This window comes from Rhodococcus sp. NS-SX18, assembly GCF_057367935.1.
Map to the genome: position 1 here is coordinate 1,195,726 of NZ_CM170633.1, position 14,307 is coordinate 1,210,032.

General features: G+C 71.0%; 16 protein-coding genes and 1 pseudogene. 9 read left to right on the forward strand and 8 right to left on the reverse strand.

Annotation, left to right across the window (positions count from 1 at the left end):
• The first annotated feature begins 126 nt into the window (after positions 1-126).
• Together AC2IPW_RS05555 and AC2IPW_RS05560 are read left to right on the forward strand one after the other, a co-directional pair.
• On the forward strand, positions 127-846 hold the full coding sequence (locus AC2IPW_RS05555) for a class I SAM-dependent methyltransferase (protein WP_486376457.1): 720 nt from the start codon (positions 127-129) through the stop codon (positions 844-846).
• Between the two features lie 141 nt (positions 847-987).
• Positions 988-1,275, forward strand: coding sequence for a hypothetical protein (locus AC2IPW_RS05560; protein WP_054372928.1), 288 nt, complete (start codon positions 988-990; stop codon positions 1,273-1,275).
• Positions 1,276-1,374: 99 nt separating this feature from the next.
• Here AC2IPW_RS05560 and AC2IPW_RS05565 read toward each other — a convergent pair whose 3' ends face one another.
• On the reverse strand, positions 1,375-2,292 hold the full coding sequence (locus AC2IPW_RS05565) for an MBL fold metallo-hydrolase (RefSeq protein ID WP_486376458.1): 918 nt from the start codon (positions 2,290-2,292) through the stop codon (positions 1,375-1,377).
• A gap of 129 nt (positions 2,293-2,421) precedes the next feature.
• Here AC2IPW_RS05565 and AC2IPW_RS05570 point away from each other — a divergent pair, with 129 nt between their 5' ends.
• The 4 genes and pseudogenes from AC2IPW_RS05570 to AC2IPW_RS05585 all read left to right on the forward strand — a co-directional run bounded on the left by AC2IPW_RS05570 (position 2,422) and on the right by AC2IPW_RS05585 (position 5,672).
• Positions 2,422-3,360 (forward strand): aldose 1-epimerase family protein, encoded by a 939-nt coding sequence (locus AC2IPW_RS05570; RefSeq protein WP_486376459.1) that lies wholly within the window; start codon positions 2,422-2,424, stop codon positions 3,358-3,360.
• Positions 3,361-3,621: 261 nt separating this feature from the next.
• Positions 3,622-4,920: a citrate synthase gene (locus AC2IPW_RS05575; protein WP_486376460.1), complete on the forward strand. Its 1,299-nt coding sequence runs from the start codon at positions 3,622-3,624 to the stop codon at positions 4,918-4,920.
• Between the two features lie 26 nt (positions 4,921-4,946).
• Positions 4,947-5,297: pseudogene (locus tag AC2IPW_RS05580) on the forward strand (FKBP-type peptidyl-prolyl cis-trans isomerase); the annotation flags it as partial.
• A gap of 21 nt (positions 5,298-5,318) precedes the next feature.
• Positions 5,319-5,672, forward strand: a complete 354-nt coding sequence (locus AC2IPW_RS05585; RefSeq protein WP_274521210.1) for an FKBP-type peptidyl-prolyl cis-trans isomerase — start codon at positions 5,319-5,321, stop codon at positions 5,670-5,672.
• Between the two features lie 73 nt (positions 5,673-5,745).
• Here the strand turns inward: AC2IPW_RS05585 and AC2IPW_RS05590 are convergent, their stop codons facing one another.
• The 4 genes from AC2IPW_RS05590 to AC2IPW_RS05605 all read right to left on the reverse strand — a co-directional run bounded on the left by AC2IPW_RS05590 (position 5,746) and on the right by AC2IPW_RS05605 (position 8,762).
• Positions 5,746-6,033, reverse strand: a complete 288-nt coding sequence (locus AC2IPW_RS05590) for a hypothetical protein (protein ID WP_486376461.1) — start codon at positions 6,031-6,033, stop codon at positions 5,746-5,748.
• A gap of 88 nt (positions 6,034-6,121) precedes the next feature.
• Complete coding sequence (locus AC2IPW_RS05595; protein ID WP_486376462.1) at positions 6,122-7,444, reverse strand: sensor histidine kinase; 1,323 nt, start codon at positions 7,442-7,444, stop codon at positions 6,122-6,124.
• Positions 7,441-8,136, reverse strand: coding sequence for a response regulator transcription factor (locus AC2IPW_RS05600; RefSeq protein ID WP_486376463.1), 696 nt, complete (start codon positions 8,134-8,136; stop codon positions 7,441-7,443). The genes AC2IPW_RS05595 and AC2IPW_RS05600 overlap by 4 nt, the downstream gene beginning before the upstream one ends.
• Entirely contained in the window at positions 8,133-8,762 is a 630-nt protein-coding gene (locus AC2IPW_RS05605) for a TetR/AcrR family transcriptional regulator (protein ID WP_486376464.1), read from the reverse strand. The genes AC2IPW_RS05600 and AC2IPW_RS05605 overlap by 4 nt, the downstream gene beginning before the upstream one ends.
• Before the next feature lie 104 nt (positions 8,763-8,866).
• Here AC2IPW_RS05605 and AC2IPW_RS05610 point away from each other — a divergent pair, with 104 nt between their 5' ends.
• Positions 8,867-10,666 (forward strand): acyl-CoA dehydrogenase, encoded by a 1,800-nt coding sequence (locus AC2IPW_RS05610; RefSeq protein ID WP_486376465.1) that lies wholly within the window; start codon positions 8,867-8,869, stop codon positions 10,664-10,666.
• On the opposite strand, the gene AC2IPW_RS05615 is transcribed toward AC2IPW_RS05610, so the two are convergent.
• Positions 10,663-11,232, reverse strand: coding sequence for a dihydrofolate reductase family protein (locus tag AC2IPW_RS05615; RefSeq protein WP_486376466.1), 570 nt, complete (start codon positions 11,230-11,232; stop codon positions 10,663-10,665). The two genes, AC2IPW_RS05610 and AC2IPW_RS05615, sit on opposite strands and share 4 nt — an antisense overlap.
• Positions 11,233-11,314: 82 nt before the next feature.
• Here AC2IPW_RS05615 and AC2IPW_RS05620 point away from each other — a divergent pair, with 82 nt between their 5' ends.
• The gene (locus tag AC2IPW_RS05620) at positions 11,315-11,929 is read left to right on the forward strand and encodes a TetR/AcrR family transcriptional regulator (RefSeq protein ID WP_486376467.1); all 615 of its coding nucleotides are present in this window, start codon (positions 11,315-11,317) and stop codon (positions 11,927-11,929) included.
• On the opposite strand, the gene AC2IPW_RS05625 is transcribed toward AC2IPW_RS05620, so the two are convergent.
• Entirely contained in the window at positions 11,898-12,386 is a 489-nt protein-coding gene (locus AC2IPW_RS05625) for a CinA family protein (RefSeq protein ID WP_003936388.1), read from the reverse strand. The two genes, AC2IPW_RS05620 and AC2IPW_RS05625, sit on opposite strands and share 32 nt — an antisense overlap.
• Before the next feature lie 80 nt (positions 12,387-12,466).
• Between AC2IPW_RS05625 and AC2IPW_RS05630 the strand changes: the two genes are divergently transcribed.
• Positions 12,467-13,519, forward strand: a complete 1,053-nt coding sequence (locus AC2IPW_RS05630; protein ID WP_486376468.1) for a carboxylate-amine ligase — start codon at positions 12,467-12,469, stop codon at positions 13,517-13,519.
• On the opposite strand, the gene AC2IPW_RS05635 is transcribed toward AC2IPW_RS05630, so the two are convergent.
• A complete protein-coding gene (locus AC2IPW_RS05635; protein ID WP_486376469.1) occupies positions 13,494-14,246 on the reverse strand; it encodes a pyrimidine reductase family protein in 753 nt (250 codons plus the stop codon). The two genes, AC2IPW_RS05630 and AC2IPW_RS05635, sit on opposite strands and share 26 nt — an antisense overlap.
• Positions 14,247-14,307 lie beyond the last annotated feature (61 nt).

Genomic DNA, 14,307 nt, shown 5'->3' on the forward strand with positions numbered 1-14,307 from the left:
GAAAACGCAGTACGGTGACATCCGAGGCATTTTCCGTCAGCTGCGAGCGCCTTGCTGTGACGGCAGTGCGCAGGCGTGGACCGCTGCGGAACGTCGGATCGTCCGAGGGACGGAGGGACACCGGCTGTGGATTCCGACCCGTCGATGGCCGCCCAGGTCGAATTCTGGACCGATTGGGTACGTCAGGCCGCCGGACGCGACACCGACCCGGACAACATCCGACGCGCCGCGCACGTACTGGAGGCGGTGGAATCGGTGGGCGGACCGGGCCTGCGCATCCTGGAGGTGGGCTGCGGAACCGGATGGCTGGCGCGGCTGTTGACCTCGTTCGGGCACGTGACCGCGGTCGATCTGCCCTCCGAGGCGCTGACACGGTTGCGCGAGAGCGATCCGCAGATCGAATGGATCAGCGGCGACTTCCTCCACCTCGAACTGCCCGGCACCTACGACGTGGTGGTCTCCCTGGAGACCATTGCCCACGTCCCGGACCAGGCGCGGTTCGTCGACCGGATCGCGGAGGTGCTCGACCCGTACGGCACGGTGGTGCTCACGACGCAGAATCCGACGGTCTGGAACCGCACCAGCGCCCTGCGCCCGCCCGGAGCTGGACAGATCCGCAACTGGCCGTCACGTCGCCGGCTGCGCGCCTTGTTCGCGCCGCGGTTCGTAGTGCGGTCGCTGCACACCTGCGCTCCGGGTGGTGATCGCGGATGGGTCGGGCTGGTACGCAATCGATACCTGAACGGACTCGGCCGCCGAGTCCTGGGCCCGCAGCGGTGGACACAGATACAAGAGCGCCTCGGTCTCGGCCGCAGCCTGGTGCTGGTCGCCTCCAAGACCTCGTGAACGAACGGTAGCGGCGCTCGGCGGATGGCGGTGCCCCCTGCCGATCGTCCCGGGCCGTGTTCGAGTCGGAGTTCGTGCGATATCCACGCGGGCAGGGCACGATGGACGGACGTGATCGCAAGCCCTGAAGCGGGAGCCGGTATGCCATCGAATCGTTCCGTCCGATCGCCGGACCGCAACGGAGCGGGGACCGCGGCCCTCGTTGCGGGCATCGTCGCCGCAGGGTGTGCCTTCCTCCCCTTTCTCGGTGATCTGGTCACGATCCCCGCAGGTGTGGCTGCGGTGGTGTGCGGCTGGGTCGGCCTGGGCCGGGTGGACAAGGGCTCGGCGACGAACCACGGGGAGGCCCTGGCGGGTGCGGTCCTGGGGATTGCGGCACTGTTCGTGGTGTTCGTCGTCTTCGCGGCAACGCACACTGCGAGCGGATGACCACCCGCACATTCGCGGAACCCGCGCCGGCCTCTCACCGATCGGCGCCGGGCCGTTCGTTTCCACGGGGTACCGGGATGCTCGGGGTAGGAGAATCCGTCACCGCCACGGATCCTCGCGCCGCCACACCTGCGGCAGGTGCAGCTCCACCCCGTCGCGCTCGGCGAGCGCGCCGAGGACCCGCATGGTGACGTCGAGGTCGTCCCCGGCGTAGGGCAGCGCGCGCAGCGGCCGGTCGAGCGGGCGGAAGAAGTCGTCCCAGTGCACGAGCACCGCCCGGCGCGCGCCGACCGTGCCGACGGTCTCCGCCCAGTAGCTGCGGATGTACTCCTCGCTCTGCACACCGAGCTGGCCGACGCCGAGATAGACGACCTCCGCGCGCCGGCCGGCGAGCGCCCCCGGCCGGAAACCGGCACTGCCCTGGATCAGCAGGGAACGGCCGTCGGCGTGCGCGACGAACGTCGACCACGCCTCACCGCACCGGTACGCCCCGGCCCGCGCGGGCGGGACGACGGGCGCGTCGATCGTGCCCGGGTAGCGGTCCGGCGGACAGTGCTCCGACGCGACGAGCGTGACGGTGAACCCGCCGAACCGCAGCGGCTCGCCGGGCGTGGCGACGACGATCCGCTCCGGCGGGAGGCCGTGCCCCCGCCCGACGTTCGCCGTCGATTCGCCGCCGACGAGCACCGCACCCGTCCGCTCGGCGACGACCGCGGAGTCGAGTACGTGGTCGAAGTGGCTGTGGACGGGTAGGACGGCCGCGAGTCGCGTCGCGCCGGCCCGGGTCAGGCACGCGTCGATCCGGGCCGGGTCGGGTGCGAGCCGGCCCAGCGCGACGGCACCGAGGCCCGGGCGGGTGAAGAAGCCGTCGGTCAGCAGCGCGTCGGTGCCGTCGTCGACGAGCAGGGTGGACACCCCGAGGAACGTCACGGCCGGGCGGGACGCCGCCGTAGCGGCGGGGACGTCGAACCGGTCGGCGTAGGCGGCGAGGTCCGGGCGGCCGAGGCGCAGTCGCATCCGGTCATCGTAGGCGCGGAGGCACCCCGGCGGGCCGATCCGCCCGACGACCCCACCGCGATGGGCGAGGTCGCCGCCGCGATCGTCGATTCCCCGACCCGCCGCGCCCGTCCGCGGGACACTGGGCCCATGTCCGATCCGACGAACTACCGGATCCGAAGGGGTGGGTACCGCGCGGAGGTCTCCAGCTCGGGGGCGGCGCTGCGGGTACTCGAGCACGAGACGGCGGACGGGCCGTACCCGCTGACGGAGAGCTGGCCGGCGAACGAACGGCCCCCGCTGCGCTCCGGCACGGTGCTCGCCCCGTGGCCGAACCGCATCCGGGACGGGCACTTCTACTTCGACGGCATCGAGCACCAGCTCGCGCTCACCGAACCCGAACGCGGCAACGCGGTCCACGGATTCGTCTGGCATCGAGATTGGGTTCTGGTTTCCCACAACGACTTCCGAGTCGAGCAGGCGCTGGATGTGGGACTGCACAAGGGGTGGCCGTACCAGCTGCGGCTCACCGTGAGCCACGAGGTGGGCGACGACGGCCTCACCGTCACGCACACCGCCACCAACGTCGGCGGCTACCACTCGCCGTTCGGGCTCGGCGTGCATCCGTACGTCCGAGCGGGCGATGCGCCGCTCGACGAGTGCACGCTGCGCCTGGCCGCCGGCACCCGGCTGCCGATCGATCCCGGCCGCGGACTGCCGAACGCGTACTCGCAGCCGGTCGAGGACACCGACTTCGACTTCACCTCGCCGCGATCGCTGCGCGGAGTCGAGCTCGACGCCCCGTACAGCGCACTCGACGTGGACGTGGACGGCCGGGCCCGGCACGACCTGCGTGGCCCCGACGGGCGGGGTGTGCGGTTGTGGGCCGGGCGCGAGTTCGGCTGGCTGCAGGTGTTCACCGCAGGCGCCGTGCCCGAGCTCGAGTATCCGGGACGGGGGCGTGCGCTGGCGCTCGAACCGATGACGTGCCCGCCGGACGCCTTCAACCTCGGCATCGATCTCGTCGTGCTGCAGCCCGGACAGACCTGGACGGGCCGGTGGGGCCTGACCGCGCTGCTGTCCGCATGACGGGATCCTGCACCGCCGGTGCGGGACACGGACGGGTGCTCACCGCACCGGCGGCGGGAACGTGATATGCAATATCGGCGCAGGTGAGCGCCGTGCCGGAGGGGATTCTCGGACGCTCCGGTGCCCCGGCGGCGCGTCTGCGCGCAGGTGCGATCGGGGACCTTCGACGGACCCTCCCTGGGCACATGGCCTGCGCAAGGGCTAGGTTCTACGTGAATGTTCGGCAGAATCGCTTTGATCTGAGCTTGAGAGGGATCCTTCGTGCCCGCTGAGAATGACACCCGACCCACCCTCAGCTACCCCGGTGGCGAGCACACAATGTCTATCGCCAAGGCGACGGAAGGCAACGACGGCATCGAGCTGGGCAAGCTCCTTGCGGAGACCGGGTACACCACCCTTGACCCCGGTTTCGTCAACACCGCCTCCACCACGTCGGCCATCACCTTCATCGACGGGGAGAAGGGCATCCTGCGCTACCGCGGGTACCCCATCGAGCAGCTGGCGGAGAAGTCCACCTTCATCGAGGTCAGCTACCTGCTGATCTACGGTGAGCTGCCCACCGCGGAGCAGCTCGAAGTCTTCACCGACCGGATCCGCCGGCACACGCTGCTGCACGAGGATCTCAAGCGCTTCTTCGACGGCTTCCCGCGCAACGCCCACCCGATGCCCGTCGTCTCCAGCGCCGTCAACGCCCTCTCGGCGTACTACCAGGACGCGCTCGATCCCGACGACCCGGAGCAGGTGGAGCTGTCCACCATCCGGCTGATGGCCAAGCTGCCGACCATCGCGGCCTACGCCTACAAGAAGTCGGTCGGTCAGCCGTTCCTGTACCCGGACAACTCGCTGAACCTGGTCGAGAACTTCCTGCGTATGACCTTCGGCTTCCCGGCCGAGCCGTACCAGATCGACCCGGAGGTCGCGCAGGCCCTCGACATGCTGCTGATCCTGCACGCCGACCACGAGCAGAACTGCTCGACGTCGACGGTGCGCCTCGTCGGTTCGTCCGACGCCAACCTGTTCACCTCGATCTCCGGCGGCATCAACGCCCTGTGGGGCCCGCTGCACGGCGGTGCCAACCAGGCCGTCCTCGAGATGCTCGACGAGATCAAGACCAGCGGCGGAGACGTCAAGGAGTTCGTCCGCAAGGTCAAGAACAAGGAGGCCGGTGTCAAGCTCATGGGCTTCGGACACCGCGTCTACCGCAACTACGACCCGCGCGCCGCCATCGTCAAGAAGACGGCGGACTCGATCCTGAACAAGCTCGGTTCCGGCGACGAACTGCTCGAGATCGCGATGAAGCTCGAGGAGGCCGCGCTCACCGACGACTACTTCATCGAGCGCAAGCTGTACCCGAACGTCGACTTCTACACGGGCCTGATCTACCGGGCGATGGGATTCCCGGATCGCATGTTCACCGTGCTGTTCGCGCTCGGCCGCCTGCCCGGCTGGATCGCGCACTGGCGCGAGATGCATTCCGACCCGACCCTGAAGATCGGCCGCCCGCGGCAGATCTACACCGGTTACACCGAGCGCAACTACAACAGTATCGACGCGCGCTGACCCGTCCCCTACCGGAAGACCGACACATGAGCAGCAAGCCCGAGATCGAATTCCAGGAAGGCCCCGCCCCGACCGGTCTGGTCGTCAAGGACCTCACCGTCGGCGACGGCGCCGAGGCGACCCCCGGGGCCAAGGTCGAGGTCCACTACGTCGGCGTCGAGTTCGACTCCGGCGAGGAGTTCGACTCGTCGTGGAGCCGGGGCGAGTCCATCACCTTCCCGCTCAGCGGCCTGATCGCCGGCTGGCAGGAGGGCATCCCCGGTATGCGGGTCGGTGGCCGCCGTCAGCTGACGATCCCGCCGGAGATGGCGTACGGCCCGGCCGGTTCGGGGCACCGCCTCGCCGGCAAGACCCTGGTGTTCGTCATCGACCTGCTCGGGGTCGAGGCCAAGCCCGAGGTGCCGGAGATCGAACCGGCCACCGGGCCGGCCCCCGCCGAACTCGTGATCGAGGACATCACCGTCGGTGACGGGACCGAGGCGCAGCCGGGGTCGGTGGTCGACGTGCACTACCACGGCGTCGAGTACGACACGAACGACGTGTTCGACTCGTCGTTCGCCCGCGGCGAGTCCGTCAAGTTCCCGCTCGGCCGGCTCATTCCCGGCTGGCAGGAGGGCATCCCCGGCATGAAGGTGGGCGGTCGCCGCAAGCTGACGGTGCCCCCGCAGCTCGCCTACGGCCCAGCCGGGTCCGGACACCCGCTCGGCGGCAAGACCCTGGTCTTCGTCATCGACCTCCTCGGCACCGAGTAGGTCCCGCGCACGGCCGAAGCCCCGCACCGCTTTTCGCGCTGCGGGGCTCCGTCGCATCGGGGTGCTCCCGGGGTCAGTGCCGGACGAAGGGAGTGGGGGCGATGTCGCCGCTGTCGAGGAAGTGCCACTGATCGTCGCTGCGGCAGATCCGCCCGTCGAACCGGGAACCGGCGTTGCGGAACTCGGTGCGCAGGAATTTGCCGTTCCGGTCGAAATGCGTGATCGCGCAACCACGGTCGCGACGGTCGCGGCGATCGTGGTCGTCGTGGTGGTCCGAGGACGCGGCCGCCGTCCCGGCGCCGCCGAAGACGGGCAGGGCGATCAGCGCGGCGGTAACGATCAGCTTGCGGCTCTTCGACATTCGGATCTCCTGGGATCGGTGGAGGGGATGCATACGATCCTGCGCCCGCCCCGTCCCGTGTCGTAGGGACCCGAGGGGTGGAATTCGGTCACCCCGCGGCGAACCGCACCGTCAGCCGGGCCCCGCCGAGCGGGCTCTCCTCCAGCCGCGCGGTACCGCCGTGCAACGCCGCCTGCTGCGCCACCAGCGCCAGGCCCAGACCCGAACCGCCCCGGACGGCGCCACTGCCCCGGCGGAACCGTTCGAACACCACGCCGCGCTCGACGGCCGGCACCCCGCGGCCGTCGTCGTCGACGATGAGCACGGTGTCGGTGCCCTCGGCGGCGACCGCCAGCCGGATCCGGCGGGCACCGCCGTGCCGTACCGAGTTGGCCACGGCATTGTCGACGACGAGCCGCAGCCCGCTCGGCAGCGCCCGGATCTCGCGCCCCGGCTCGCCGACCACCTCGATCTGCACGCCGGGATGCCGGCTCGTCGCGTCGGCGGCCGCGGCGTCGCAGATCTCCACCGGGTCGGTGGGCACGAAGTCCCGAGATGTGGACAGATCGCCGCGGGCGAGCCGCTCGAGGTCGTCGAGCGTGGCTTCGACCCGGCTCTGTGTGCGGGTGAGGTCGTCGAGAATCTCGGTGCGTTCCTCGACGCTCAGGACGTCACCCGCCGGATCCAGGGTGGAAAGGACCTCGAGGTCGGTGCGCATCGCGGTCAGCGGGGTCCGCAGCTCGTGAGCGGCGGCGGCTGCGAAGTCCCGCGCCGTGGCGAGAGCGGCGTCGGTGGCGGCCTGGGCGCGGGCGACGTCGTTGAGCATGTCGCCGGCTGCGGCAGCGAGTTCGTCGGCCTCGCGGATGCCGGAGCGCCGCGGCTCGAGAGTGGGTTCGCGGGCCACGATCCGGCGGGTGAGGTCGACCAGGGGTCGCACGGCGCGGCCCCCGAAGATCCAGCCGAGGGCCGTCGCGACCGCGACGGCGATCACACCGGCGACGGCGAGCTGCCGGTGCTGCTCGGTCGTGATGTCCTGTGCCTCGGCATAGGGCACCGCGACGGACAGGAGCGAGGGCAGCCGGTCGGTCGGCGCGGTGTACGTCCGGTAGGCGGTGCCGCCGAGATCGACGGTATGGGCGCCGGGGGAGAGGACGGGCAGTTCGGTCGGGGTGCTGCTGAGCAGTCCGCCGGATTCGGTGCGGATGGTGACGGCGAAGGCTCCGGCGTCGCCCAGCGCGGGCAGGAACAGGCCGGCGGTGCCGGCATTGGCGACCAGTACCTGTGTGGCCGTCTCGAGGCGGCGGTCGAGCTGCGCGAGGTTGTTCCGGGTGATCGCCAGAGCGACGAGCACACCCAGGACCGCGACGACGAGCGTGGTGCCGAGCGCAGTGGCCGCGGCGACCCGCGCACGCAGCGAGAAGCGTTGCATCACGCCGCATCCCGCAGCACGAAGCCCACCCCACGCACGGTGTGCAGCAGCCGCGGCCGCCCCCCGGCTTCGAGCTTGCGGCGCAGGTACCCGACGAACACGTCGACGACGTTGGTGTCCGCGTCGAAGTCGTAGCCCCACACGAGGGCCAGCAGCCGGTCGCGGCTCAGGACGATGCCCGCGTTGCGGACGAGCACCTCGAGCAGTTCGAACTCGCGCTTGGTCAGCTCCACCTCGGTGCCGTCGAGGCGCACCCGGCGACCCGCGGTGTCGAGCTCGAGCCCGCCGGCCCGGACGACGGAGCCGGCGCCGGGAGTGCCGGGCGCGCTGCGCCGCAGCATCGCCCGGATCCGTGCGACGAGCTCGGCGAGCACGAAAGGCTTCGTCAGGTAGTCGTCGGCGCCGGACTCGAGCCCCGCGATCCGGTCGCCGACGGTGCTGCGGGCGCTGAGCACGCAGATCGGGATGTCGTTGCCGTTCGAGCGCAGAGCGGTGACGACCCCGGTGCCGTCGAGGACCGGCATGTTCATGTCGAGGACCATCGCGTCCGGCCGCTGGCGCGCGACGACGTCGAGCGCCTGTGTCCCGGTCGCGGCGGTGAGCACGTCGAATCCGGACAGGCGCAGCCCGCGCTGCAACGAGGACAGGACGTCCTCGTCGTCGTCGACGACGAGGACGGTGGCTGGTTCGGTCACCCCTGCATTGTGCCCGCGCCGAGCATGCCGAGGACGAGCTCGACGTAGTTCCCGGCCAGGGTGTCGACGTCGATGCGGCCCGGCTGGTACCAGCGGGCGACGTCGATGCCGAGCGACAGGATCGCCAGGGCGGTGGTCGGCACGTCCCGGACGGAGAAGACCCCGGCCGCGATGCCGTGCTCGATCTCGGCGCGGATCACGGCATCGGTGTCGCGGCGGATCGCCGCGATCGTCCGGTAGTGCTCCGGGGTGAGGGCGTGCAGCTCGTACTGCGACACCCGGCAGACGGTGTGGTGCACCGCGTGGGTGCGGACGAAACCGTCCACGATCGCCCGCATCCGGCCGGCCGGGTCGGTGGTGGAGGCGGCGGCGGCGGCGACGGCGTCGAGGACGTGCTGATGCCCGATACGGCTGACCTCGAACAGCACCTCCTCCTTGGACTTGAAGTGCACATACAGCGCGGCCGGGCTCAGGCCGGCACCGACGGAGATGTCACGGGTGGTGGTGGCGTGGTAGCCGCGCCGGGCGAAGGACTCCACGGCCGAGCCGATGAGACGACGCGCGACGTCGGATTCGACCTCGGTGAAGATGCCGGCGAGGTCGTCGGTGGTGGGCGTGTCGATCATGCTGGGTTCTCTCCGTCGCCGGGCTGGTCCGTTGACATCATGCACCGTCGTTGCTCTACTAAGTGAGCGCTTAGTGAACTCGCGGCCCTGTGAAAGGAACCTCCATGCCCGCTCCCGTCCTGTCCCGGCGTGACCTCGACTTCCTGCTCTACGAGTGGCTGGACGTCGAGTCGCTCACCGCACGCGGCCGGTTCGCCGAGCACTCGCGGGAGACGTTCGACGCCGTCCTCGACCTCAGTGCGGACATGGCCACCAAGCACTTCGCGCCGCACAACAAGAAGGCGGACGCCCAGGAGCCGCGGATCGGCGACGACGGCAGGGTCGAGATCATCCCCGAGGTCAAAGCGGCGCTGGATCTGTTCGCCAAGGCCGGGCTCATCGGCTCCTCCTTCGACGAGGAACTCGGCGGCATGCAGTTGCCGGTCACCGTGCTGCGGGCGGCGATGGCCTGGTTCCAGGCCGCCAACGCCGGCACCTCGTCGTATCCGTTCCTCACCGTCGGCAACGCCAACCTCATCGCCACCCACGGCAGCGAGGAGCAGATCGCCACGTACGTTCCGTCGCTCCTCGAGGGCCGGTTCTTCGGCACCATGTGCCTGTCCGAGCCGCAGGCCGGCTCGTCGCTGGCGGACATCACCACCAAGGCCGTGCCGCAGGACGACGGCAGCTACCGCCTCACCGGCACCAAGATGTGGATCTCCGGCGGCGACCACGAGCTGTCCGAGAACATCGTCCACCTCGTGCTCGCGAAGATCCCCGGCGGTCCGGCCGGGGTCAAGGGCATCTCGCTGTTCATCGTCCCGAAGATCCTCGTCGGCGCGGACGGGCAGCTCGGTGAGCGCAACGACGTCGCCCTCGTCGGCCTCAACCACAAGATGGGCAACCGCGGCACCACCAATACGCTGCTGAACTTCGGCGACGGCACCTTCACCCCCGCGGGCCGCGCCGGCGCCGTCGGCTACCTGCTCGGTGAGCCGCACAAGGGCCTGTCGTACATGTTCCACATGATGAACGAGGCCCGCATCGGCGTCGGGTTCCTCGCCACCTCGCTCGGCTACGCCGGCTACCTGCAGTCCCTCGAGTACGCCCGCACCCGCACCCAGGGCCGCCCGCTCGGCGACAAGGACCCGTCGTCCCCGCCGGTGCCGCTGATCGAGCACGCCGACGTGCGCCGGATGCTGCTCGCCCAGAAGGCCTACGTCGAGGGCGCACTGGCGCTGGGGCTGTACTGCTCGCAGCTCGTCGACGAGCAGCAGACCGCCGAGGACGAGGACGCGCGTGCCCGCGCCGGACTGCTGCTGGACATGCTCACGCCCGTCGCGAAGTCCTGGCCGTCGCAGTGGTGCCTCGAGGCGAACAGCCTGGCCATCCAGGTGCACGGGGGCTACGGATACACCCGCGAGTTCGACGTCGAGCAGTACTACCGGGACAACCGCCTCAACCCCATTCACGAGGGCACGCACGGCATTCAGGGGCTGGACCTGCTCGGCCGCAAGGTCGTCATGCAGGGCGGGGCGGGCCTGGCGCTGCTCGGCGAGACGATCGGTCGCACCGTCGCGCGTGGTACGCAGGCCGGCGGCGACGCTGCCCGCTACGCCGAGCAGTTGCAGGCGGCGGTGTCCCGGGTGGGTGCCACCACCGCCCGGCTGTGGGGGACCGGTGATCCCGAACTGGCACTGGCGAATTCGTCGGTGTACCTCGAGGCCGTCGGACACGTGGTCGTCGCGTGGATGTGGCTCGAGCAACTCCTCGCGGCCGGGACCCGGGAGGGCGACTTCTACGACGGTAAGCGCGCCGCCGCCCGGTACTTCTTCGCGTTCGAACTGCCGAAGACCGGTCCGCAGTTCGACCTGCTCGACAGCCTGGACCGGACCACGCTCGACGTACAGCCCACCTGGTTCTAGCGGGCGGCGAAGCGGCAGACCGTCACTCCGCTGTCGAAGGTCCTCGCCTCGAGTCGGTCGAAGCGGTGTGGCTCGAAACCGTGCCGGAACAACGGGATTCCGTCCCCGGCGACGATCGGATGGACCTTGAGCACCAGCTCGTCGATCGCCGGCAGCAGCGTGCCGGCGAGCGCACCTCCGCCGCAGAGCCAGATGCCCAGCCCGTCTTGCTGTTTGAGGTTGCGCACGTACTCGAGCGGGTCGGTCGCGACGAGGGTGACCGTCTCGTCCGGCGCCTGCGTCATCGTCGTGGTGAACACGTACTGCCGCAGGTGCCGGTAGGCGCTCGTCCAGCCGGCGTCCCGGGCCGGCTCCCACGTGCGCCGGCCCATCACGACGGTGTCGAAATGTTTCGGTGGCCCCTCGATGCCGAGCGGCCCGCGGGCGGGCGTCGGGATCGTCTCGGGGAACTCCTGCACCAGGTAGTGCGCGTGGTCCCCGTCGAGGGGGAAGAAGTCGAATCCCCCGGCGGGGTCGGCGATGAAGCCGTCGAGTGTGGTCGCCACGTAGTAGGTCAGTTTTCGCACGGAACGCTCCTCGGCCGGTCGACTACAACACCTGTGGTGGTCAAACTACAACAGGTGTTGTATTCGGTGCTACGGTTTTTCCGTGGCAGCGAATCCGGAGCGCCGAGCCCAGCTCGCGGACGCCGGTCTGCGCGTACTCGGCGCGGACGGTGCCCGCAAGCTGACCCACCGCGCCGTCGACCGGGAAGCGGGGGTACCCCTGGGCACCTGCGCGAACTACTTTCCGACGCGGGACGAGCTTCTCGGCGCCCTCGGCGCGCGGATCTTCGAGCGGCTCGCCCCCGAGCCGGACCGGCTCGAGGCGCTCGCCGGCCGGACCCCGGACGTCGACCTCTACGTCGACTACATGCGATATCTCGTCGAGCGCACGACCGCCCAGCCGGATCTGACCGTCGCCCTGATGGAACTGCGCCTCGAATCCCGCCGAAGTCCCGGCCTGGCCGAGGTGCTCGGTGCGACGCTCTCCCGCAACTACCGGCTCGACGTCGAATTCAACGACGCCGCAGGGCTACCCGCCACCGCGCTCGACGTCGCCCTGCTGCACTTCGCGATCGACGGGCTGCTGCTGGACCTGCTCACCACCTCGATCGGCGCCGACGCCACCCCGGACGAACTCGTCACCGCACTCGTCACCCGGCTGCTCGCCCGGCCGGGCACCGGCCCTCTCAGCTCCCCACCCGGCCCGCCAGCAGAGTGAGCGCATGGAAGACCGTCTCGGCCAGCACCTCCTCGGGCTCACCCGGGAAGAACTTCTCCTCGGCGTGCGTCGGTCCGCGACCTGCCACCCCGAACCACACCGTGCCCGGCTCCTGCCCGTCCTGGCTGTCCGGGCCGCCCGCGCCCGTCACCGCCACCGCGACGTCGGCACCGAGGAGGTCGACCGTCGACTCGGCCATGGCCCGCGCCGCGGACTCGCACACCACCGGCCCCTCCGGCACCCGCAGCAGCGAGTGCTTCACCTCCCGCGAGTAGGCGACGACGCCGCCGCGGAACCACTCGGCGCTGCCCGGTGCCGCGCCGAGCCGCGCGGCCAGGGCGCCGGAGGTGAGCGATTCGGCGCACGCGACGGTCAGGCCGCGGTCGGCGGCGAGCTCGCCGATCCGCTCCGCGGTGGCACTCGACCGTGCCGAGCCTTCGGGAACGTCGTCGGGCATGGGGAACTCCTTCCGCCGGATGCTGTCCGGACTGTACCGGCCGGCGTGTCGTCGCCGGCGGCAACGGGTAGCCCGCAACCATGAACTCCGAAACCTCCCGCCCGGATCCGGGCGACGGCGTCACCATCGGTGTGGAGGAGGAGTTCCTGCTCGTGGACCCGGCGTCGGGTCGTCCCACCCCGGGGTTCGACGCGCTGTACGAACAGCTTCCGCAGGTGCCCGGGGTGACCTTCGTCGGCGAGTTGCACCCGACCCAGATCGAGGCGGTGGGCGGGGTGTGCCGGACCCTCGACGACCTGCGGGCCCAGCTGACCGCATCCCGATCGGCCCTCGACGGTGCCGCCCTCCGATGCGGGCTGCGTATCGCCGCCACCGGGGTGCCCGAGCGCGACGCCGGCCCCGGCACCGCCGTCGCGACGGGACGCCGGGCCGCCATCGCCGAGCGGTACCGCGCGCTGGTCGACGACTACCACGCCTGCGGCTGCCACGTGCACGTCGGCGTCGCCGACCGGGACACCGCCGCCGCCGTGGTGAACCATCTGACCCCGTGGCTGCCCACCCTCGTCGCGCTCGGCGCGAACTCGAGGCGGCACGCCGGCCGCGACACGGGCTACGCGAGCTGGCGCATCGTGCAGCAGAGCCGGTTTCCCGGCTTCGGCCTGCCCCCGTACCTGCGTTCGGCCCAGCACGCCGCCGACCTGGTCGCGCGCCTGGTCGGCGCCGGGGTGCTGCTCGACTCGCGGATGACCTTCTGGCTTGCCCGCCCGTCGGTGCACGTGCCGACGGTGGAGATCCGCGCGGCCGACACCGCGGCCACGGTCGACGGGACGGTCGTGCAGGCCGCCCTGGTCCGGGGCCTGGTCGGCGCGGCTCTCGACGATCTGCGCCGCGGCGACGAGGCACAGGCCGTCGAGCCGGATGTCGGTGCGGCGGCGGTGTGGAGTGCCGCCCGGTACGGTCTCGACGGTCCGGCGGTGGACGTGCGCACCGGCGCCCGGATCCCGGCTCGGGACCTGCTCGCCCGTCTGCTGGACCGCGTCGCGCCGGTGCTGCGGACCCACGGTGACCTCGACGTGGTGCGAAATCTGCCGGTCCGGCCCCGGCCGGTCACTCCCCGCGTACCCACCGCATGAGCACGGTGCCGTCGTCGTCGGCGAGGACGTGGGCGGGCCGCATCGACGTCGGCGCCGTCCGCGGGGCGGTGGCGATCCGGCCCGCCGGGCCGGCGGCGAGCAGCGGCGCCAACGTCAGACACAGGTCGTCGACCACACCGTCGGCGATCAGCTGACCGAACAGCCGCGGTCCGCCCTCGCACAGCGCACGACTCCAGCCTGCCGCCGACAGTGCGTTCCGCACCGCGTGCCCGTCGATCGAGTGCTCGGCGACCAGCCGCACGTCCGCACCGGCGTCGGCGAGGGCCCGGCGGCGTTCCTCCGGTGCCGTCTCGCACGTGAGGACGACCGGAGCGACGGTGGTGTCGGTGAACAACCGGCAGTCGGGATCCAGGTCGCACGTCGCGGTGACGACCGCGATCGGCGGAACCTCCGACAGCCCCGACTCGGCGCGCCGCGCGCGCAGTGCCGCGCTCGTGCGGGCGCCGCCGTAGTTCTCGCTGCGTGCCGTGCCCGCGCCGACGACGATCACGTCGGCCAGCGCCCGCAACAGACCGAACACCTTCTTGTCCGACGGCGTGCCGAGCCCACCCGAGCGTCCCTCCACGGCGACGGCACCGTCGAGGGACGACACGAAGTTCACCCGGAGCCACGGGGAGGACAGCTCCGCCGGGTAGGCGTAGAGGGCCCGTAACTCGTCGTCGTCGAGTGGACGGGCCGGGCAGGTCGGATCGTCGAGGCGCCGCATCGCTCGATCACACCATGCTCCGCCGCGCCGGCGGGTTCCGGTGCGCCGCACAGGCGCGGTC